The organism is Microbacterium marinilacus (assembly GCF_019753765.1).
Lineage (GTDB): Bacteria > Actinomycetota > Actinomycetes > Actinomycetales > Microbacteriaceae > Microbacterium > Microbacterium marinilacus.
Window position 1 is genome coordinate 19,321 of record NZ_JAIJZW010000002.1, and the last position, 19,449, is coordinate 38,769.

Genomic DNA, 19,449 nt, shown 5'->3' on the forward strand with positions numbered 1-19,449 from the left:
CACCTACGCACTGGGGGAAGGGGTCGCCCGGCTGTTCCGGCTGCGCCATCCCGAGCACGCGCTGCTGACGATGACCACCTCGGCCCGAAACGCCCCGCTGATGCTTGCCGTCACGACCGTCGCACTCCCGGACCGACCCGTCGTGCACGCCGCGATCATTCTTGGCATGCTCATCGAGTTCCCCCATCTCACGGTCATCACAGCCCTGCTGCGCCGCCGACACGGTGACGGTCGGGACAGAACGTCTCCAGCGAGCGTGACGACGAGCGGGGTGAAGCCGCGGCGGCTCCAGAACGGGCAGGACAGTACGTTGTCGTCGACAAAGTGCAGCAGCACATCGTCCAGGCCACGGTCGGCGAACCAGGCGAGAGCAGCGTCGACAAGGCTGGTGCCCACACCGGTGCCGCGGGCCTGCGGTGCGACGCTGGTCAGCCCCACGTAGCCGTTGACGTGCGGGCAAGGAGGCCCGCCCTGGGCTGTCCTCGGGCAGCTCCAGGATCATCGTCCGCAGGCTGCCGACCGGTCGCCCTTCCGGCCCGTCGACCACCAGGGTCTCGCCTCTGCCCTCGGCCTGCTCTCCCCGGGCGCGAGTTCCCGGCGGGTCGGCGCCTCGGCCTGATCCGCGACCGTTCCCCTGCGGGTGTGCCGTGCGTGGTACTCGGGTCTGCACGAGCAGCCGGGTGATGCCGTGCGGCCTCGCGTCTTCGGCGACCGCGCGGACGAGGGCCTACAGATGGGTCGTGACGTGCTGCCAGGTGGTTGCCGTCCACGCCGACAGCGACGTGGACGCGTGGCGAGGATGGATGTAGGTATAGCCGACGTGGTCGTCGACGACCTCCAACGTGGCACCCAATACGGCGACAGCGCGCTCTTGCTCCATTGCCACCCAGCCCGAGGCGAGAGGGTCGCCCTCGAGGTATCGCCGCATCGCCAGCCGAGCCGCCGCAGCCGCATACGGCGGGACGGTCGCACGCCAGGGGTGACGGGCTCTGCCCGGCGATCCCCGCCGCGACCAGCTCGAGAACGGCATCGGGTTGCTCGGTGATGCGACGCACTGTGGCCATGTTCGTGCTGCTTCCTCGTCGGGAGCTTCGTTTGTTCAGCCGCTGAGCCAGCGGTAGCGGTGCAGCCGTCGCAGGCCCGGGACGTCTGGTCGGTCTGCGGGTGCGGCGGCGACCGCCGCCAACGCCTGCTGAGCGATCGCCGGATCCAGGTGCGGGCCGATCGCGACAAGCTCACCCGAGGCCGGTGGCTCCGGCAGAGGAGCGATGTGGATCATCCGCCCCACGACGTTGACCACATACCCGCGCTCCGCCTTCGGGCCGCGGACCCGCGCGCGCCCCTTGACCCGGTAAGCGCCGTCGGGCGGCTCCTCGACCAGATCGATCAACGCAGCCGGCGCCACCGGCGCGCTCAACGGCACCGCGGTCGCCTGGGCGTGCGCGTGTCCCTCATGGCCGAGGTGTTCCTCGCGCATCAGCGCGGCGATGGGCAGCTCGTCCTCGGGCTCGGTCTGGCTCGCCGTGTCGAACACCAGAGCGGGGTCGATCCGCCCGGCCTGGGCTACGACCAACTGCGCGTGCGGGTTACGGGCATGCACCCGCTCACCGATGCGCTTGACCGTGCGTTCGCGTTCGCCTGCGGGCAGCAGATCGCTCTTGCCGATCACGACGACGGTAGCCGCCGCGTAACGCAGCGGCGGGTCCGGCCAGGTGTCCACGGTGCGGAAGTGCTCGATCGAGTCGATCACCTCGACGACTCCACCGGGCCGGACTCGCTCGGCGCCGCTGAAGCGGATCAGCCGGGCCAGAGTCACCGGGTCTGCTGCTCCGCTGGCCTCCACCACGATCGCATCCAGCCGCAGCCGCGGGTGGGAGAGTTTCTCCAGCGCGTCGTCGAGCCCACCGGCATCCGGCAGACAACACAGGCAGCCGCCGGCGATCCCCGCCACTTCGTCGATCTGTCCGGACACCAGTGCGGCGTCCACGTTCAGCGCGCCGAAGTCGTTGACGACCACACCGATCCGAGCACCAGGTGCACGCAGCAGATGGTTGAGCAGGGACGTCTTTCCGGCACCCAGGTACCCGGTGACCGCGACCACCGGCACTCGCTCGGAGACCGCGCGTGGGGGCGCGGCCTGGGCGCTTTGCTGATTCGGCATGAGAATTTTCACCCGCTTCCACCACCGTCGTACCGTGTCACTCAAGAATCTACTGAGAACGATTATCACTTTTGGGAGGGTGTGTGAGCGCCACCGCGACCAGCGTCGTCGACACGCCCTCGCAGCCGCGCGGCCCGCGCCGCTGGGTGTGGGTCGGTGCCGGCCTGCTCGTCCTCGCTGTCGCTGTGGCCGGCGTTCTTGTCGGCCAGGTCACCGTGCCGCTGGACGAGGTCGGTCAGGTCATCGCCGCCCACCTGTTCGGCGCACCACCGTTGGCGGGGCGCATGGCGGAGCAGATCGTGTGGGACGTGCGCCTCCCGCGGGTCCTTGGCGGCATCGTCGTCGGCATCGCCCTGGCCGTGACCGGAGTCGTGATCCAGGCCGTGGTGCGCAACCCCCTCGGCGACGCCTACGTGATCGGCGTGACCCCCGGTGCGAGCCTGGGCGCCGTCGCCGCGATCGTCCTGCTCGGCGTCGGAAGCCTCGGCATCACCGCGGCAGCATTCGCCGGGGCTATCGCCGCATTCCTGGTGATCATCGCCCTCGCCCGCCGCGGCGGCGGCTGGGCGCCGGGCCGGGTGATCCTCTCCGGCGTCGCGATCGGGTACCTGCTGGCCGCGGCCACCTATTTCCTCCAGATCATGGCGACCCCCACCCAGCTGCAGCGCGCCCTGTTCTGGACGCTCGGCTCCGTCGCCGGCGTCGGCTGGGACGACCTGCCCCTGCTCACCGTGATCACCGTCCTCGGGTGCGGGTGGATGCTGCTCCGGGCTCGCTGGCTCGACGCCCTGGCCGCCGGCCCCGAGCTGGCACGCTCGCAGGGCGTTCCGGTGGGACGGTTCCAGCTCGAACTCATGGGGATCGCCGCCCTCATCACCGCCTGCGTCGTGTCCGTCGTGGGAGGGATCGGGTTCGTCGGACTCGTCATCCCGCACGCCGCCCGGTTCCTCGTCGGCGCCGCCCACCGCCGCGTACTGCTCGCGAGCCTGCTGCTCGGTGCCGCGTTCCTTCCCGCCGCCGACATCCTCGCCCGCACCGTACTCGCGCCCACCGAACTGCCGATCGGCATCATCACCGCCGCCGTGGGCGCCCCGCTGTTCATCGCCCAGCTCGCCCGCACCGACTGGGGAGCACCGGCATGAGCGTCGAGGTGGACGCCGTCTCGGTCCGCATCGGCGCCGCGCAGATCCTCGAAACCATCACGGCCACCGTCGTGGACGGCCAGATGGTGGGGCTGCTGGGCCCGAACGGCTCGGGCAAGTCCACCCTGCTGCGGACGATCTGGCACGCCCTCATACCCTCGCGCGGCGCCGTGCTCATCGACGGCACCGACGTCGCCACTCTGCCGACCAGGGAGCTCGCGCGCCGCGTCGGGGTGCTCATGCAGGACGACGGCACCGACGCCCGGTACACGGTCCGCGAGGTCGTGGAGACAGGCCGGTTGCCGCACCGGCGGCTGTTCGGAGCCGACGAGGACCCCCGCGACCGGGTCGGCGAGGCCCTCGCCGCGGCCGGTATCACGAGCCTCGCGGATCGGCGGATCGACACCCTCTCCGGTGGACAGCGGCAGCGGGTGCTCGCCGCCCGCACTCTCGCCCAAGCCACACCAGTCGTCCTGCTGGACGAGCCGACCAACCACCTCGATCTTGCCGCCCAGCACGACATGCTCGGCCTGTTCCGCCGCCTCGGCGTCACCGTCTTCGCCGCACTTCATGACCTGAACCTCGCCGCCGCCTACTGCGACCGGCTACACCTGCTGAACGCAGGTCGGCTCGTCGCCTCCGGCAGTCCCGACGAGGTACTCACCCCCGAGCTCATCGGCGACGTGTTCAGCGTCGCCGCCGCCGTCACCACCAACCCCCTCACCGGAACCCGCGCGATCCATCTCGGACCGCGCCCCATCACAGAAAGCACACCCTCGTGACCACATCCCGCACCCGAGCCACGGCACCCGCCGTGGTGCTGCTCGCCGGCCTCGCGCTCGCCGGCTGCTCCACGACCACGCCCTCAGAGACGTCCAGCGGCCCGTACGACACCGCCGCTTACCCGGTCACCGTGTCCTCCTGCGGGCAGGACTTCGCTTACGACCAGGCGCCGTCCCGGGTGGTGCTCGGCAACTGGCGCACCCTGGAGACCCTCGACGCCCTCGGCGTCGGTGAATCCGTGACCGGCGTCGTCCTCGGACCCGACGACCAGGGTCAAGCACCCGCGGATCTTCCCGAAGGCGTCACCGTTGTCTCCCCAGACGTCATCCCCGCCCGCGAACCGGTGATCGAAGCCGCACCCGACTTGTTCCTGTCCTTCAACGAGGCGCAGCTGGTCGGCCAGGGCACGCTCTCCTATGACGACCTCGCCGGCATCGGTGCCAACGCCTACGTCATGGGCGCCTACTGCGCCGAGCCGTCGGGCAACCAGTCGATCGAGACCGTCTACACAGACATCACCAACCTCGGCGCGATCTACGACATGCCCACCCAGGCCGAGGAGCTCAACCAGGAGCTACAGGACCGGGTCGCCGCCGCAAAGGAGTCTCTGAACGGCAGCACCGCACGAGTCGCGTTCCTGAAGGTCGTCGGCGGCAAGGTCTATGCGATCGGCGGCTACCCGGCCTCCGCGTTCACTGAGGCACTGGGGCTGACCAATGAGTTCTCCGACCTGCCGACCGCGTTCGCGGAGCTCAACACCGAGCAGGCGCTCGCGATGGACCCCGACATCGTGTTCGTGAACTACGTCGGCGACGAGCAGGCCGCGATCGCCGACCTCGCCGCCGCTCTTCCTGGCCTCGCCGCTGTCACGGAGAATCGCGTCTACGGTGCCGACGAGAACCTCGCCCAGGGCAGCGGCGTCGGCATAGTCAACGCGCTCGAGGCCATCGCCGCGGACGTCGAGACGGCCGGACGCTGATCGGCAGGACGGAGACGATCGTGACCAGACCCATGCCGACCGCCCCGGTCTTCTGGGACGGGTTCTACGCCGAGCACACCCGCGCCGAGCAGGGACCGGTGAACCGCATCCTCATCACCGAGACCGAAGGACTCACACCAGGCACCGCGCTCGATCTCGGCTGCGCGGAAGGCGCCGACGCGATCTGGCTCGCCCAGCACGGCTGGGACGTCCTTGGCATCGACGCCTCGCAGATCGCCGTCGAGCGTGCCCAGGCTCACGCCGAAAGGATCGGCCACGGGGAGCGGGTGCGCTTCGCGCAGCACGATCTCGCTACGGACTTCCCGTCAGGGCGGTTCAGCCTCGTGTCGGCGCAGTTCCTGCATTCACCGGTCGCGGTTCCGGGGGAGCGGGAGCGGATTCTCCGCCACGCGGCCGAAGCCGTCGCTCCCGGCGGGCACCTGCTCGTCGTCTCCCACTGGAGCGTGCCCTCCTGGCACCCGGCGATGCCGGACCCCGGTCACCCAGTCAACCTCACCGTGCAGTCGCCCGAGGAGAATCTCGTCGCCCTGCAGCTCGCAGACGAGGAGTGGGAGATTGTGCGCGACGAGCTCGACCGGATTGAGCTCACCAGCCCAGAAGGGCGGCCCGGTGTCCGCGAGGACCATGTGCTCCATCTTCGTAGGTTGGATGCATGACGCGGATGATCGGGTTCTCTCGGTGACCGAGCAGGCGCCCGAGGAAAGTAGGCCCGGCCTCACGCAGGCAGTCTTGCGCGAGGTCGGGCCACGCCTGCGCACCGCGCGGCTGAAACGAGACCTCACACTCGAGGCGCTGTCCGAGACCACCGGAATCTCGGCATCGACCCTGTCCCGCCTCGAGTCCGGCAAACGCGCACCGAACCTGGAGCTGCTGATCCCCGTCACGCGTGCTCTGCGGCTCAGCCTCGACGACTTACTCATGTGGACCGCACCCGACCCGCGCATACGCTCCCGCACCCAGCGGTTCGGGAACCTCACCGTCGAGTACCTCTCACCCGAGTCCGCTCCGATCCAGACGTTCAAGATGACGCTCACTCCAACAAACGAGCCCATCCAGACCCGCTCGCACGACGGCTACGAATGGTGCTACGTCCTCCGGGGGCGTGCCCGCGTCATCTTGGGAGACCGCGAGCTCGTCATCGAAGCAGGCCAGGCCGCCGAATTCGACACACGCCTCCCGCACGGCGTCGCCGCCGTCGGTGGTCAACCCGTCGAGATCCTCGCCATGTTCAACCGCAGCGGAGAACGCATCCACTTGCCCGAATTCGGAGCTATTGATCGTCCGGCGAACCGCGACGGAGGGGCTCGCGAGGCGGAGACACCTGAGATCAACCGGTATATCGATCGATGAGAGTGTGCATGAGACTGCGGCGAAGAAGGCGCTGCTGACGCCGCGACGTACCTTGGCTTGCGTAGCGGTGAGATCAGCTACGTCTATTCAATCGGCTGTACGCGGCATCCCGGTCACGCGTCGGGACCTGGCCGGGACCTGATGCATGCAAACCATGCAATCCATGACATGAAATGAGACTGTCTGAGGGGCTGAGATGCCCGAAAATCAGGGAATCAGGCCGAACCGTCTACCTGGGGGTTTCGGTGGGGTAGTGGGGGAGGTTGGCGCCGCTGATTTACATTTTGTCCTGCTCAGGCGGGGTTTGCTCGCGCGCTGAGCGTTCTCGGATTCTCGTGAACATGGGGTTCCCGGGACCAAACCGGGACCACGGCCGATTTAGCGCACTTGACCGCCGGACAAGTGACGATGTCGTGGTTGAGGCTCACCGAGCTTCAAGATCCTGCTCGATTGTGGCGTAGAAATCGCGGGCCAGTGCGGTGAGCTCCTTCCCGGCTTTCTCTGGTGTCCCGGTTCCGAAGGGCGGTTGGGGAGCGTACTCGGCACCGAGTTCGAGGAAGCGTGCGTAGTCGTCGCCGCGCAGCCTGGCGACCAGTCGAATCGCGAGGTCCATGCCGGCGGTGACTCCTGCTGCGGTCATGACGTTTCCGTCGATGACGACGCGTTCGTCGACGGGTGTTGCGCCGTATCCGGTCAGGAGGTGCCGTACCGACCAGTGGGATGTGGCTCGTCGTCCGCGGAGGAGCCCGGCAGCACCGAGGGCGATGGCTCCGGTGCACACGCTCGTGACGATCGCTGCTTTCTCACCGAGGCGCTGGATGTCGGACATTGCTTGCGGGTCTGTGAGGAGGACGCTGGTGTCGCCGCCGGGCACGAGGAGCACGGTTGGTGCGTCTGGCACGTCTGTGAGCCTGATGGTTGGGGTGAGGGGGAGTCCTCCAGCGCTGGTTACGGGGTGGTCGAGGTCGCCGGTGGTGGCGAGGTGGATGGTCGCGCCGAGCATGGAGCTGAGGAAGTAGTGCGGGCCGATCGCGTCGAGGGTGTCGAACCTGGGGTGCAGGACGATGACGATGGTTTCGTCGCTTTGGAAGGTCACGCCGGGGCGTGCTGCGAGCGCGTGGTGCGCGGCGACGGATCTGTCCCATGCGGCCTGAGCCTGCGGGTCGCGGACGTTGTCGGCGGCGAGCGGCGGCTGATCGTGATGGATGGCGTCCCAGGCGACGCCTGCGCTGTTGCCGTCGTGCGTTTCTGTCACGGTGTGCTCCTGTGGGTGTAGACGAGTTGCGGGCGATTGGTCAGCGGGTTGGTGATGATGGCGGTGGTGACCCCGAAGACGCGGTGCAGCAGGTGCGGAGTGAAGACGTCGCGGGGCGCGCCGGTGGCGACGATCGCCCCGCCGGAGAGGACGACGATGCGATCGCAGTAGGCGGCCGCGAGGTTGAGGTCGTGGAGGGTCACGACGGTGGTGATGTCGAGGTCGCGCACCAGGGCGAGCAGTTCCAGCTGGTGCCGGATGTCGAGGTGGTTCGTGGGCTCGTCGAGCACGAGCACGCGCGGTCTCTGGGCGAGGGCCCGCGCGAGCTGCACACGTTGCCGTTCTCCTCCGGAGAGAGAAGCCACATCCCGATGCGCGAGCTCGACGACGCCGGTCAGGAGCATCGCCTGGTGGACAGCCTCCGCGTCTTCGGGGCGGTCGCCGCCGAGCATTCTCCCGTGGACGACTCGTCCGGTTGCGACGCACTCGGCGACGGTGAGCTCGAGGTCGCTGGGCGCATCCTGCACGACAGCGGCCAGGACACGTGCGGCTTCGCGTGCGCTCGTCGCCCACACGTCATTGCCAGCGGCACGAATATGGCCCGTGGCGGGTCGCAGCATCCGGTACACGGTGCGAAGGATGGTGGATTTGCCGCTGCCGTTCGGCCCGACCAGGCCTACCACTTCACTGTTGGCGCTGAGCGAGATGCCTTCGACGATGCGACGGCCCGCGATGTCGACGGCGACGTCGTCGATCTCGAGCGCGGCAGAGACAGATGCGGTTCTGCCGTCCCTGGTCATGACTGGCCCCGGCTCTGACGGCGCAGCATCCAGAGGAAGAAGGGGGCCCCGATTGCGGCGGTGAGCAGACCCACGGGCAGTTCCGACGGTGCGATGATCAGTCGCGCGGCGATGTCGACGACCACGAGCAGCAATCCGCCCGCGAGTGCCGATACGGGCAGGACCCATCGGTGATCTGAACCGACGACCATGCGCGCCGCGTGCGGTACGACGAGGCCGATGAAACCGATGGCGCCGCTCACCGCGACAACGACACCGACAAGCAGCGAGGTCACGATGAACAAGACCAGACGCATCCGGGCGACATCGATGCCGACGCTGGTTGCCGTCTCGTCGCCGATGAGTAGGGCGTTCAGGACGCGGGCGAGGAGCACCAGCAGGGTGGTCGCGAGAACGAGGACGACAGCCGGGATGCCCAGGTCGCCCCAATCCGCGGCGGCGAGGCTTCCGGAGAGCCAGGAGAGCACCTGCCCGACGTTCGATTGCCCGGGCAGCGTCGCACGCAGCACGAGGTAGCTCGTCACTGCACTCAGCAGATACGACATCGCCACACCGGCGAGCACGAGCCGGCCCGGGGTGACGCGACCACGACGCTGGGCGAGGGCGAAAACGACGAGAGTCGTCGCAAGCGCGCCGAGGAACGCCGCGAGAGGCACCGACACGAACGAGAACGCGCCGGCGGCGAGGGTGAGGACGCACACGGCCGCGGCCGAAGCGCCGGATGAGACGCCGAACACGTAGGGATCGGCGAGGGGATTGCGGACGACCGCTTGCAGGACGGCGCCCGCGACCGCGAGGGCGGCACCGACGACGAACCCGAGCAGGGCGCGCGGCAGACGGAACTCCCAGACGATGCGGGCCTCGACCTCACTCGCGTCCGTGGGCATCGGCCAGGGGGAGACATGGCTGAGGATGACGCTCACGACCCGTCCCGGGCTGATCGTCACCGACCCGACGGCGACCGAGAGCACGAGAGCGGTAAGCACCGCGCCGACCAGGACGATCGCGGTGAGACGCCGGTGACCTGCCGGCACCTCAGCCGAGATCGAGGTCACGACGCAGGCACCGGCAGGTCGAGTCCGTGGATGGCGTTGGCGATCTCGGTGAGGCCGCGCATGACGGAGATCGACGCGTCCGTGTCGGCAACCGGCAGCTCATACACGCGCCCGTCCCGCACGGCGGGAAGATCGGGGAAGGTCTGCTCGAGGTAGGCCAGGCGGGAGGCGAAGTCCTGCCCTTCGAAGGTGGCGACGAGGAGCACTTCCGCACCGGAGGCGGCGAAGTCCTCTCGGCTCACGTCGGCCTCGGTGGGGAACGCACTGGTTCCACCCGCTGTCTCGATCGCCGAGGTGTAGATGCCACCCGCGAGCACGTGGATCGGCCCCTCGCCGCCCTGATAGTAGACGACACTCGGCGCGTCGAGCCCGGAGACGGCATCGACGACCGCCTGCTTCTGTGCGGCAAGCTCGGCGATGAGGGCTTCGGCCTCGTCTTCGACGCCGAAGATCCTGCCGAGGTCGGCGAGCGTCTCCGACGAGGTGTCGACCGTCATCGAGAGCGAATCCTCCGGCACGCACATGTTCGCGCCGTAGAGGTCGATCCCCGCATCCTCGAGCTCCTCGGCGGTGGCATAACCGTACGATGCGTCGAAGGCGAAGCCCTCCAGCGACTGGCCGATCACCAGATCGGGATCCTGACTGAGCACGACCTCCTTCGAGGGCCAGCCCATGGCGGAACCGATCGAGTTCAGCGCCGCCGCATCGTCGGCGATGCTCTCCGGGTAGGCGGCGTAGTCGCCCGCGGTCGCCACGATCCGGTCACCGAGACCAAGTGCGAGGAGCATCTCGGTCGCCGACTGCCACAGGCTTACGACGCGGTCGGGCGCGGCATCGAACGTCGTCTCACGGTCGCAGTTGTCGATCGTGACCGGGTAGCCGGCGTGCGAGGGACTCGCTCCGGGGGAGTGGTTGGTCGTGTCGGTAGTGCTCGCACACCCCGCAAGGGTGAGCGAAACGATGATCGCGCCAGCGGCGGCGATACGGCGAGTGGGCAGGGGCATGCGATGGTCTTTCCGGGGCTAGAATCTTGTATCTACATGTTGTAGAGATAACAATTCTCCCCGCCACGCGACGCTAGAAACAGTGGCATGAACGACGCAGAAGGATAGATCTCCGCCATGACCACCCCGCTGGCCTCCACCGCGACCGCCGCGCATCGCATCGCGGTCCTCGTCCTCGACCACGCTCTGCCGCTGGAGATCAGCATGCCCTTCGTCGTTTTCGGCGCACCCCAGCTCCCATACGACGTTCTGCTGTGCGCGCGCGAGCCCGGCCCCGTCGCCACCGACCATGGCTGGCCGATCGTCATCGAGCATGGACTCAATGCCCTGTCGACAGCCGATACGGTAATCATCCCCGCCTACCGCGACTTCCTCGAACCCGTCCCCGACACTGTCACCGACGCGCTCCGCGCTGCCCACGCCCGCGGCGCCCGCATCGCCTCCATCTGCACCGGGGCATTCGCGCTCGCTGCGGCAGGCCTCCTCGACGGCAAACGGGCGACGACCCACTGGCATCATGCAGACGAACTCGCTCGACGTTGCCCGACCGCGCAGATCGACCCCGACGTGCTCTACGTCGACTCCGACGACATCCTCACCTCCGCCGGCGTCGTCAGCGGCATCGACCTCTGCCTTCACCTCCTTCGCGCAGATCACGGCGCGGCCGTCGCCAACGACATCGCTCGCGGGATCGTCGCAGCGCCCTATCGGGATGGGGGTCAGGCGCAGTTCATCCGCCTGCCGTCACGACCGCTCACGTCGGCCGACCTCGGCGCGACCCAAGAATGGGCCCTGCGCCACCTCGCGGACCCGTTGACGGTTGCTGAGCTCGCCTCCCACGCTCGTCTTCCCCTGCGCACCTTCGAACGCCGCTTCACCGCCGAGACCGGGACCACTCCGATGAAGTGGCTCAACGCGGCACGCGTGGACCACGCTCGCGAGCTCCTCGAGACCACGGACGCGGCCATCGATCACATCGGCCACCAGTGCGGGCTCGGTACCGCGGCGAACTTCCGACACCACTTCCGCAACATCACCGGCACCACCCCACGCGAGTACCGCCGCCGCTTTGCCAGTAGGTGAGAAACCCGGCTCCCCACCCTCCGTCATGACTACTACATGATGTAGAGTAAATGGTGGATAACAGAATACGCGGCGGGCCGGTCGTCACGCGGGCCCGCCGCATCTGTTTCGGCCCGCGACGCCTGCGTCGTGTTCAGAGCGTGAAGATGAGTTGCGGAATCCCGTCGCGGTCGATGCGATCGGCGGAGATCCCGTAGACGTCTTCGACGATGCGCGGCGTCAGCACCTCGGTGGGGTGGCCTTCGACGGCTACCGTGCCGGCGTCGAGCAGGACGAGCCGGTCGCAGTAGCGGGCAGCGAGGTTGAGGTCGTGGAGGACGACGATCGTCGCGATGCCGAGGTCGCGGACGAGCGTGAGGATCTCGTGCTGGTAGCGGATGTCGAGGTGGTTGGTCGGCTCGTCCAGGAGCAGGTGCGCGGCGTTCTGGGCGATGGCCCGGCCGATCAGTACGCGCTGTTTCTCCCCGCCCGACAGCTCCGAGAAGGTCCGGTCGGCGAGGTGGGATGCGCCGACCTTGTGCAGGGCGTGCGCCACGATGTCGTGATCGGTTCGGGTGTGCCGTTCGAAGGACCGCAGGTGCGGTGTGCGTCCCAGGAGCACGAGATCACGGACGGTGAAAGGGAGTTGTTCTCCGCCGGGTTCCTGGACGACGACGGCGATCTTCTTCGCTACCTCGCGGGCGTGCATGTCCGTGAGGGGAGTGTCGTCGATCAGGACGGCTCCCGATTGGACGGTGAGGGCCCCGTAGAGGGTGCGCAGCAGGGTGGATTTGCCGCTGCCGTTGGGGCCGATGAGCCCTACGACCTCGCCGGGGGCCGCGGTGATCTCGATGTCGTTGAGGACCGCGGCCCGCTGGTAGGCGAAACGGATGCCGTGTGCGGTGATCACTCCTGGAATCGCTCCACGATCTGCGTCAGCCCGTCGATCGTGATCGGTGATGCGGGGGAGGTGAACCCGAACAGCAGGGGGAAGAGTGCATCATTCTTGACGGCGTTGAGCTCGCCCGCGCCGGGCAGCGAGGTGAGCGACTCCTCGACCTCCTCGTCCGTCGTCCCGCTGTGCAGCAGGATGATGACCTCAGGATCGCGGGCGAGGAGTTCTTCCGCGGTCACTTCTGCGTTTCGGTCGGGGGGATCGGCGAAGACATTGGTGAAGCCGGCCAGTTCGAGCAGGGTGTGGTTCATGCTCCCAGACCCGTACGCGTATGTGGCGCCGCCTCCGATCGTGGGATAGAGCATCGCGGCGGTCCGGTTCTCGCCGTCGGGGATCTGTGCGATCGCCGCGTCGATCCGCTGGTCGATGTCGACCAGAGCCGCATCTGCTTCATCGTGACGGTCGAAGACATCGGCGTAGAGAGTGAAGAGCGTGTCGATGTCGTCCAGCGTCGACGTGGCCTGACTGCCGGCGCAGGATTCTTCGTTCTCGAGCACGTTGATGCCCTGAGCCAGCAGGCCATCGCGGGTGATGGTCTCCGAGGTGCCGATGACGAGGTCCGGCTCTTGTGCGATGACATCCTCCAGGGAGATCTCCCCGCCGCCGACCTGGGAGATCTCGTCGCTGAGAACCGGGATCTCCGACATCGTCGTCTGTGTCTGCTGGTCGAAGTAGGCGTCGTGGAAACGGCCGACAAGGCCCACCGTGCGGTCGAGAACCCCCAGAGAGGACAGCACGGGGATGACTTCGTTGCGCAGCACGACGATGCGCTCTGGCGACTGGTCGAAAGTGATCTCGTTGCTGCAGTTGGTCACCGTCACCGGATACGCGTCGCCGGACGCGTGATCGCCGTGCTCGGTTTCCGGGCTGCTGGCGCATCCGCTCAGCGCGGCAACGAGAGCGACGGCGGCGATGGTTGTCAGGATGGGGCGTGGTGAGGATGGCATGGTGTCTCCGGGTTGGGGTCGGTGGCGGTCAGGTGGTGGACGCGTGGAAGCGCCGCACGAGGAGGATGAGGAAGGGGGCGCCGACCAGGGCGGTGACAATCCCAATCGGGAGCTCGCGCGGCGACCAGACGGTGCGGGCGATGACATCGGCGGCAACGAGGAAGGTCGCGCCGAGGAGCCCGGTGAGCGGCAGCATTCGCCGGTGCACGGCACCGGCGAAGCGGCGGGCCAGATGGGGGATGACGAGTCCGACGAAACCGATGGAGCCGGATGCGGCGACGATGGTGCCGATGCAGAGGCTGACGACGATCAGCAGCTGAACCCGAAGCCGCCCGGGTGCGATTCCGAGGGTGAGTGCCGTGTCGTCGCCGATGGAGAGGGCATCGAGCTTGCGTCCCCACAGGAACAGGATGCCGGCGCTGAGCAGGACGACGAGGATGACCACGACGACGGTCGCGTTCCACTGTGCGAGGGCCAGCGAGCCCAGCAGCCAGAACATCACCGAACGGGAGCCTTCGGGAGAGTCTGAAGAGAACACCAGGATGCTGGTCGTGGCCGAGAGTACGTAGCCGATCGCCACCCCCGCCATCACCAGCCGGATGGACGTCATCCGCCCACCCGATCGGGCCAGTGCGTACACTCCCGCGGCGGCGACCAGCGCGCCCGCGAATGCACTCAACGGCAGTGCATAGGCGCCGAGCCCGCCGGCGACGCCGAACAGGATCGCCGCTGCCGCGCCCGTCGATGCTCCCGAGCTGATGCCGAGCAGATAAGGATCAGCCAGAACGTTGCGGACCATCGCCTGCAACGTCGCCCCGCACATGGCCAGGCCTGCTCCGGCCGCGGCACCCAGAATCACCCTGGGGAGGCGCACGTTCCACACGATCGACTCCTCGGCACCACTCCACGATCCGTCACCGGGAACGCCCATCAGGTGGTGCCCGAAGATCGACAGCACCGTGCCGGGTGGAACGGACACCGACCCGAAAGAGACCCCGCCGATCACCGCCAGCACGAGCGCAACGGCCACTCCCGCATACCACGGCCAGACCACCCGAGGGCGCTGCCGGGTGCCTTCGACAACGCTCGCCTCCGAGGGAGGGGAGATCCGTTGCGGTACGGGCTCAGACACTGCCGAAGAACTTCTTCATCCGCGGCAGGCGACGGATCAACAGCTGGTCCAGGGCGAAGATGACGATCAGGGACAGTCCGAACAGCGGCAGGAAGATCCCCAGGCCGAGCATGACGACCACGAGCAGCCAATTTCCCCAGACCGGCAGCTTCGCGCGGGGTGCGGCCATGCCGGATGCGGTGCCGCGCCTGGTCCACCACATGATCGGCGCGGAGACGCACATGAACATCACGGCCAGGCAGAACAGGGTCGACAGGATCGTGTTCACCACGCCGAGGCGGCGTCCCTCGTGGACGGCGATGCCCTGTGAGACGACCTGCGCGGCGATGCTGTAGTCGTCGTACCCGTACGTCCCGACGATGTCGCCGCTGTACTGGTCGACGTGGATGGTGCGTTCGAGGCTCACCTCGGACTCGGCGGGGTTGCCGTTGTCGTTCCACTGGCTCGACATGACGCTGAACACACCGGTGTCCCCGTCGGGGTAGATGATCGAATACGGTTCGGGCGCCCCCTCGGCGCGCGCCGCGGCGACGGCGTCATCGATCGAGATCCGAACCGTGCCGGTGCTCTCGCTCGTGCCGGTCGGGCCGTTACCGATCGCCCAACCGGCTTCCGCGTTGGTGCCGCTGGTGCTCTCGATGAGGTCATCGATCGTGGATTCCGCACCCGGGTCCTGCCCCCATAGCGAAGAGCCGTTGCCGGCCGCGACCTGCTGCGCCACGGAGCCCCAGACGCCCGTCCAGGGAAGGCCGGAGACGACGAGCATGAGAATGCCCAGGCCGACGGGCAGGCCCACGATCGCGTGCCATCCGCGCAGGCGTGCCCCCTTGACGCCCTTCGCCTGTGCCGCCTTGCGGGGCCGGCGCCCGAGGAAGAAGATGATGAACCCGGTGATAGTGAGCACGATCGCCCAGCTGCCGCCGAGCTCGACGATGCGGTCTCCGATGCCCTCTTCGCCGATCAGCAGGTCGCCGTGGATGCGTTCGGCCCAGTCCGAGATCAGCTGATCCGCGGTCAGCTCCCCGGTCACCGTTGCCGTGTACGGGTCGACGTAGACGTTCGCGTTGACGCCATCCTCACGGCCGGTCACGAACACCGTCGCCCGGTCCCCGGTCTGGTCCACCACGGACAGGATGGGGCGGTCGGGGAACGCCTCGCGGACAGCCTCCTCCTGCACGGACAGCTCCTGCCGCTCCGCTCCCTCGGGTGCGGTGACGGTGAGGACTCCCGGATGGGTGAAAGCGTCGACCTCCGCGCGGAACATGTAGGTCATCCCTGTCACCGCCAGCACGAACAGCACCGGGATGACGATCAGAGAACCATAGAAGTGCCAGCGCCAGAACGCCCCGAACCAGTTCGTCTTTCGTCGTTTCGGCGACGGGGCCGCGACGGGGGGAGTGTCAGCGGTCTCTGTCTGGACAGCGGTCATCAGCGGGCCTCTCAAAAGCGGGTACGGCGAGCAGAAACGAAATAACTCTACATATTGTAGTAGTAAGCTGGTGTGGTGATCGCATCGCCCTGGGACATCATCCTCACCGTCGTCTTCCTCGCCACCGGTCTCATCTGCATCGGAGACCTCATCGCACGCCGCGCCCGACGTACGCCAGGCGTCGAGGGGCTCGCCGATGAGGAGCTGATCGACATCAACCACGCGGTGATGAGCGCCGCGATGATCTTGATGACCTGGGTTGCCGTGCTGGATGCGGTGACGTGGGCGCAGATCGCCCTGTTCGCGATCTTCGCCCTCGCCCTCATCCCCGGCTTCCGCCGCGCCCACGGACTCCCGCACCGCGTGGACCTCGCCGGGCACATCGCCCTCAACGCCGCGATGATCTGGATGCTCGCAGCCATGCCGCTGCTCATGGCAGGAATGGACATGGCCGGCGACGAAGGGTCAGCGCATGCCGGCCACCACGGCGGTGGTGAGGAAATGGGGCTGATGGCGACCCCCGCCTGGGCCGATGCCGTCAACGCGACCTTCGTCATCGTCTGCGCCGTAGGCGCGGCGTGGTGGCTGTACCGAGCCGTCGTGACCAAGGGTCACCGCCTGCACGCCTTCTGCCACGCGCTGATGGCGGCAGGCATGGGGGCCATGCTCTGGCTCATGAACCTCTGACCCACGCGCGCGTCCCGTTGACGTTCAGATGTCCAGCTCGAGCACCGGGGTGAGGGACCGGGAGCAGCACACGTTGATGTGCGAGTTCGTCGAATGCTCCTCGGCGCTTTGCGTATCGTCCCGATGGTCCGGCACGCCCGAGATGACCCTGGTCACGCACGAGCCGCAGTAGCCCTGACCGCATGAGCGGTAGGTGTCGTAGCCGTGCCGCTCCAGAACATCCGCGATCGACTCGTCGGGTGTCACCGCCATCCTCTCGCCCGTCGATGCGGCGATCGCGGTGAACGGCGAGGAGTCGCCTGATGGGGTCGGGCTTGCGGGTGTGAACCGTTCACTGCGGAACTGCTCCGGGCGCCACCCCGCTTCGAGCGCACGGTCCCGGGCCAGAGTGACGAAACCCTCCGGACCGCAGGCATACACCGCACCGCCCTCCTCGGGCTGGGTGAGGCCCGTCGGCGCGAAGGAGCGGAACGAGTCGCCGAGGCTGCTGTCGTGGACGACCAGCTGATCCCGATAGGGCGCGGACTCCAGGTGACGACGCAGTGGGAGCGCGGGTGCGGAGCGCGCATACGCATGAAACTCGAAGTCCGCGCCGGAACGATGAAGATGCGCCGCCATCGACACCAGCGGGGTGACCCCCACCCCTGCCGCCAGCAGAACGACGCGCCCGGCCGGCTCAACCATGCCGAACGTGTCCCTCGGGAGAGAGATCTGCACGGTATCGCCCTCCCGGATGCTGTCGTGCACCGCGATCGAGCCTCCGCGACCGGCCGGCTCGCGCTGCACGCAGATCACGTAGGAGCCCGCACTCCGCTCCACGTCGACTAGCGAGTACTGCCGGACAACGCCCGGGCCGATGTGCAGGTCGACGTGCGCGCCCGGCGTGAACGGCCCCAGAAGCGCGTCATCGGCGGCGAGCAGCTCCAGCAGCACGGCGCGATCGGACACGGCCTCTTTCCGCGCCACGCGCACGAGCCTCTGCCCTGTAGCTGGCCCAGCCGGTCTCGGGGCGGGAGCTTTCGCGGTGGAGCGTCGAGAGCGGAAGAGGGAGGGAGCCACGGGCGGAGATCCTCGCGATGGGAGCGGGCAGAACGCCCAAAAGTCTACGACATCATGTAGATTTGATAGCGACTAGACTGAGTGCCGGAGGTGCCAGATGGCGGGAGAGCGTACGCGCGAACGAGGCGAACTCGAGGGCGAGGTCATGCGCATCCTCTGGGACGCCTCGGAGCCCTTGAGTGCGCGCGACATTCAGGCGGTGTTCACCGGTCACGTCCCGGCCTACACGACGTTGATGACCGCGCTGGAACGCTTGCAGAAGAAGGGCGACGTCGTTCGCTCCGGTGACTCCCCGCGAAAGGTCCGCTTCCATGCCGCTCGATCCGGCGACGAACACGTCGGACGGTCGATGATGACCGCCCTCGACGGAGCCGGCGACCGGCAGGCCGCACTGCTGCAGTTCGCGGGAAACCTCGCCGACGAGGACCTGGATCTGCTCCGCAGCGCGATCACCGGCAAGACGTCCCGCAAGCGCAGGTGAGCAGGTGATCGTCACCGGCTCCTTCCTCGCCGCCGCCGCGCTGGTCCTGCTGCTCGCGCCTCTCGTGCTGACCGCCGGGCGATGGCAGGTGCGCCATCCGCGTACCGCACTGACCCTCTGGTTCCTCGCGTTCTTCGCCGGCATCGGGCTTGCGGGAGCCTCCGCGACCACGGCCCTGCTGTGCTGCGTCGAGGTCGGAGAGGTACACGCGCCGGCCGAGGGCATGCTCTTGACGGTCGTGGGCTGGCTGAGCCTCGGCGTGCTCGCGGCGGTGATCGCCTTCGTCTCCGCCTCCGCGGAACCTCTTGCTGACTCCTGGCGCGAGGCCGTCGGTCGCTTCGCACCGGTCGCCGTCTCCCGCGAGAAGTCGGACGGGGTGACCCTCGTGTGGTTCGACTCGGATGAGCCGACCGCATGCGCCGTGCCCTCTAAGGACCCGGAGATCTTCCTGTCGACGGCCCTCACAAAGCTGTTGAGCAAGCCGCAGCTGCGCGCGGTGATCGAGCACGAGCGTGCCCATCTGCGTCAGCATCATGGGTGGGCGGTCCGAATCGCGGAGATCAACGCCCTCTGTGTCCCCCGCCGATTCCCCGCCGGACGGGCGCTCAAACGCGCCACGCTTCTGCTGATCGAGCTCATCGCGGACGACGCCGCGGCCCGGCGGGCCGGCGCCGTCCACCTCGCCAACGCCCTGGCGACCATGGGGCGTGTGACAGCCGACCCAGGACTGGAGCTTCGCGCTGACCGGCTCACCCTCCGCCGGTGGAAGACACCGAAAAAGAGGCGCGCCACCGCCCTCGCACACGCCTGACCTCGCTCGCACCGACGACCCCGTCTACGACACGATGTAGAGTTAAGGAGAGTTGTTCGGCGTCAAGAGGAGTGGTCATGGCCGAGTTCGAGTTCTGGGTGAACGGGATGACCTGCGAGCACTGCGAACGTGCGGTCACCGCCGAGCTGTCCGCCGTGTCGGGCATCGTCGATGTCCAGGTCGACGCCGCCTCTGGCCGTGTCCAGGTGACCCACGAGACGCCGCTCGAACAGGCAGCGGTGGAGTCGGCCGTCCAGGACGCCGGCTATACCGTGCGGGCGTGGCCCGCCGCGACGAATGTCTGACACCGGCGCACCCCACGCTTCCGCCGCAACT

General features: G+C 68.0%; 21 protein-coding genes. 10 read left to right on the top strand and 11 right to left on the bottom strand.

The features are described from left to right. Nucleotides 1-3: 3 nt before the first annotated feature. Together K5S26_RS03515 and K5S26_RS03520 are read right to left on the bottom strand one after the other, a co-directional pair. Nucleotides 4-438 carry a GNAT family N-acetyltransferase gene (locus tag K5S26_RS03515; protein WP_221856758.1) on the bottom strand — a complete coding sequence of 145 codons (435 nt, stop codon included), beginning with the start codon at nt 436-438 and terminating at the stop codon, nt 4-6. Nucleotides 439-1,099: 661 nt separating this feature from the next. After that, on the bottom strand, nt 1,100-2,161 hold the full coding sequence (locus tag K5S26_RS03520) for a CobW family GTP-binding protein (RefSeq protein ID WP_221856087.1): 1,062 nt from the start codon (nt 2,159-2,161) through the stop codon (nt 1,100-1,102). 83 nt (nt 2,162-2,244) lie between these two features. On the opposite strand from K5S26_RS03520, the gene K5S26_RS03525 reads away from it, so the two are divergent. From K5S26_RS03525 to K5S26_RS03545, 5 genes are read left to right on the top strand one after another with little or no spacing between them, the layout of a single operon-like run. Then, the gene (locus tag K5S26_RS03525; RefSeq protein WP_221856090.1) at nt 2,245-3,303 is read left to right on the top strand and encodes a FecCD family ABC transporter permease; all 1,059 of its coding nucleotides are present in this window, start codon (nt 2,245-2,247) and stop codon (nt 3,301-3,303) included. Beyond that, complete coding sequence (locus K5S26_RS03530) at nt 3,300-4,085, top strand: ABC transporter ATP-binding protein (RefSeq protein ID WP_221856092.1); 786 nt, start codon at nt 3,300-3,302, stop codon at nt 4,083-4,085. The genes K5S26_RS03525 and K5S26_RS03530 overlap by 4 nt, the downstream gene beginning before the upstream one ends. Then, complete coding sequence (locus K5S26_RS03535; RefSeq protein WP_221856094.1) at nt 4,082-5,065, top strand: ABC transporter substrate-binding protein; 984 nt, start codon at nt 4,082-4,084, stop codon at nt 5,063-5,065. The genes K5S26_RS03530 and K5S26_RS03535 overlap by 4 nt, the downstream gene beginning before the upstream one ends. 32 nt (nt 5,066-5,097) lie before the next feature. Beyond that, entirely contained in the window at nt 5,098-5,742 is a 645-nt protein-coding gene (locus tag K5S26_RS03540) for a class I SAM-dependent methyltransferase (RefSeq protein ID WP_221856096.1), read from the top strand. Between the two features lie 22 nt (nt 5,743-5,764). Then, the gene (locus K5S26_RS03545; protein WP_308122742.1) at nt 5,765-6,436 is read left to right on the top strand and encodes a helix-turn-helix domain-containing protein; all 672 of its coding nucleotides are present in this window, start codon (nt 5,765-5,767) and stop codon (nt 6,434-6,436) included. 424 nt (nt 6,437-6,860) lie between these two features. Here K5S26_RS03545 and K5S26_RS03550 read toward each other — a convergent pair whose 3' ends face one another. Genes K5S26_RS03550 through K5S26_RS03565 form a run of 4 tightly spaced genes read right to left on the bottom strand, consistent with a single transcriptional unit; the run spans nt 6,861 to nt 10,550 of the window. Then, the gene (locus tag K5S26_RS03550; RefSeq protein WP_221856100.1) at nt 6,861-7,691 is read right to left on the bottom strand and encodes a DJ-1/PfpI family protein; all 831 of its coding nucleotides are present in this window, start codon (nt 7,689-7,691) and stop codon (nt 6,861-6,863) included. Continuing rightward, complete coding sequence (locus tag K5S26_RS03555; protein ID WP_221856102.1) at nt 7,688-8,491, bottom strand: ABC transporter ATP-binding protein; 804 nt, start codon at nt 8,489-8,491, stop codon at nt 7,688-7,690. The genes K5S26_RS03550 and K5S26_RS03555 overlap by 4 nt, the downstream gene beginning before the upstream one ends. Then, the gene (locus K5S26_RS03560; RefSeq protein ID WP_221856104.1) at nt 8,488-9,546 is read right to left on the bottom strand and encodes a FecCD family ABC transporter permease; all 1,059 of its coding nucleotides are present in this window, start codon (nt 9,544-9,546) and stop codon (nt 8,488-8,490) included. The genes K5S26_RS03555 and K5S26_RS03560 overlap by 4 nt, the downstream gene beginning before the upstream one ends. Beyond that, nucleotides 9,543-10,550, bottom strand: a complete 1,008-nt coding sequence (locus K5S26_RS03565; protein ID WP_221856106.1) for an ABC transporter substrate-binding protein — start codon at nt 10,548-10,550, stop codon at nt 9,543-9,545. The genes K5S26_RS03560 and K5S26_RS03565 overlap by 4 nt, the downstream gene beginning before the upstream one ends. A gap of 117 nt (nt 10,551-10,667) precedes the next feature. Between K5S26_RS03565 and K5S26_RS03570 the strand changes: the two genes are divergently transcribed. Beyond that, nucleotides 10,668-11,633, top strand: a complete 966-nt coding sequence (locus tag K5S26_RS03570; protein ID WP_221856108.1) for a GlxA family transcriptional regulator — start codon at nt 10,668-10,670, stop codon at nt 11,631-11,633. A gap of 133 nt (nt 11,634-11,766) precedes the next feature. On the opposite strand, the gene K5S26_RS03575 is transcribed toward K5S26_RS03570, so the two are convergent. The 4 genes from K5S26_RS03575 to K5S26_RS03590 all read right to left on the bottom strand — a co-directional run bounded on the left by K5S26_RS03575 (nt 11,767) and on the right by K5S26_RS03590 (nt 16,075). Then, on the bottom strand, nt 11,767-12,522 hold the full coding sequence (locus tag K5S26_RS03575; RefSeq protein ID WP_221856110.1) for an ABC transporter ATP-binding protein: 756 nt from the start codon (nt 12,520-12,522) through the stop codon (nt 11,767-11,769). Beyond that, on the bottom strand, nt 12,519-13,514 hold the full coding sequence (locus tag K5S26_RS03580; RefSeq protein ID WP_221856112.1) for an ABC transporter substrate-binding protein: 996 nt from the start codon (nt 13,512-13,514) through the stop codon (nt 12,519-12,521). Before K5S26_RS03580 ends, K5S26_RS03575 begins: the two co-directional genes overlap by 4 nt. Before the next feature lie 28 nt (nt 13,515-13,542). Continuing rightward, on the bottom strand, nt 13,543-14,544 hold the full coding sequence (locus K5S26_RS03585; protein ID WP_308122743.1) for a FecCD family ABC transporter permease: 1,002 nt from the start codon (nt 14,542-14,544) through the stop codon (nt 13,543-13,545). 94 nt (nt 14,545-14,638) lie between these two features. Then, nucleotides 14,639-16,075, bottom strand: coding sequence for a PepSY-associated TM helix domain-containing protein (locus K5S26_RS03590; RefSeq protein WP_221856114.1), 1,437 nt, complete (start codon nt 16,073-16,075; stop codon nt 14,639-14,641). A 75-nt stretch (nt 16,076-16,150) separates the two neighbouring features. Between K5S26_RS03590 and K5S26_RS03595 the strand changes: the two genes are divergently transcribed. Next, nucleotides 16,151-16,762: a DUF5134 domain-containing protein gene (locus K5S26_RS03595; protein WP_221856116.1), complete on the top strand. Its 612-nt coding sequence runs from the start codon at nt 16,151-16,153 to the stop codon at nt 16,760-16,762. Nucleotides 16,763-16,786: 24 nt separating this feature from the next. Here the strand turns inward: K5S26_RS03595 and K5S26_RS19115 are convergent, their stop codons facing one another. Continuing rightward, complete coding sequence (locus K5S26_RS19115) at nt 16,787-17,728, bottom strand: PDR/VanB family oxidoreductase (protein ID WP_221856118.1); 942 nt, start codon at nt 17,726-17,728, stop codon at nt 16,787-16,789. A 190-nt stretch (nt 17,729-17,918) separates the two neighbouring features. Here K5S26_RS19115 and K5S26_RS03605 point away from each other — a divergent pair, with 190 nt between their 5' ends. The 3 genes from K5S26_RS03605 (at nt 17,919) to K5S26_RS03615 (ending at nt 19,418) form a co-directional block, all read left to right on the top strand. Continuing rightward, complete coding sequence (locus K5S26_RS03605; protein WP_221856120.1) at nt 17,919-18,302, top strand: BlaI/MecI/CopY family transcriptional regulator; 384 nt, start codon at nt 17,919-17,921, stop codon at nt 18,300-18,302. Nucleotides 18,303-18,306: 4 nt separating this feature from the next. After that, nucleotides 18,307-19,113, top strand: coding sequence for a M56 family metallopeptidase (locus K5S26_RS03610; RefSeq protein ID WP_221856122.1), 807 nt, complete (start codon nt 18,307-18,309; stop codon nt 19,111-19,113). Nucleotides 19,114-19,190: 77 nt separating this feature from the next. Beyond that, on the top strand, nt 19,191-19,418 hold the full coding sequence (locus K5S26_RS03615; protein WP_221856123.1) for a heavy-metal-associated domain-containing protein: 228 nt from the start codon (nt 19,191-19,193) through the stop codon (nt 19,416-19,418). The last annotated feature ends 31 nt before the right edge of the window (nt 19,419-19,449 follow it).

What these genes read in the sequence shown, in the direction of transcription:
- K5S26_RS03520 (WP_221856087.1), bottom strand. Translation starts at nt 2,161, where the DNA reads ATGCCGAATCAGCAAAGCGCCCAGGCCGCGCCCCCACGCGCGGTCTCC.
- K5S26_RS03530 (WP_221856092.1), top strand. Translation starts at nt 3,300, where the DNA reads ATGAGCGTCGAGGTGGACGCCGTCTCGGTCCGCATCGGCGCCGCGCAG.
- K5S26_RS03540 (WP_221856096.1), top strand. Translation starts at nt 5,098, where the DNA reads ATGCCGACCGCCCCGGTCTTCTGGGACGGGTTCTACGCCGAGCACACC.
- K5S26_RS03555 (WP_221856102.1), bottom strand. Translation starts at nt 8,491, where the DNA reads ATGACCAGGGACGGCAGAACCGCATCTGTCTCTGCCGCGCTCGAGATC.
- K5S26_RS03565 (WP_221856106.1), bottom strand. Translation starts at nt 10,550, where the DNA reads ATGCCCCTGCCCACTCGCCGTATCGCCGCCGCTGGCGCGATCATCGTT.
- K5S26_RS03570 (WP_221856108.1), top strand. Translation starts at nt 10,668, where the DNA reads ATGACCACCCCGCTGGCCTCCACCGCGACCGCCGCGCATCGCATCGCG.
- K5S26_RS03580 (WP_221856112.1), bottom strand. Translation starts at nt 13,514, where the DNA reads ATGCCATCCTCACCACGCCCCATCCTGACAACCATCGCCGCCGTCGCT.
- K5S26_RS03590 (WP_221856114.1), bottom strand. Translation starts at nt 16,075, where the DNA reads ATGACCGCTGTCCAGACAGAGACCGCTGACACTCCCCCCGTCGCGGCC.
- K5S26_RS03605 (WP_221856120.1), top strand. Translation starts at nt 17,919, where the DNA reads ATGGCGGGAGAGCGTACGCGCGAACGAGGCGAACTCGAGGGCGAGGTC.
- K5S26_RS03615 (WP_221856123.1), top strand. Translation starts at nt 19,191, where the DNA reads ATGGCCGAGTTCGAGTTCTGGGTGAACGGGATGACCTGCGAGCACTGC.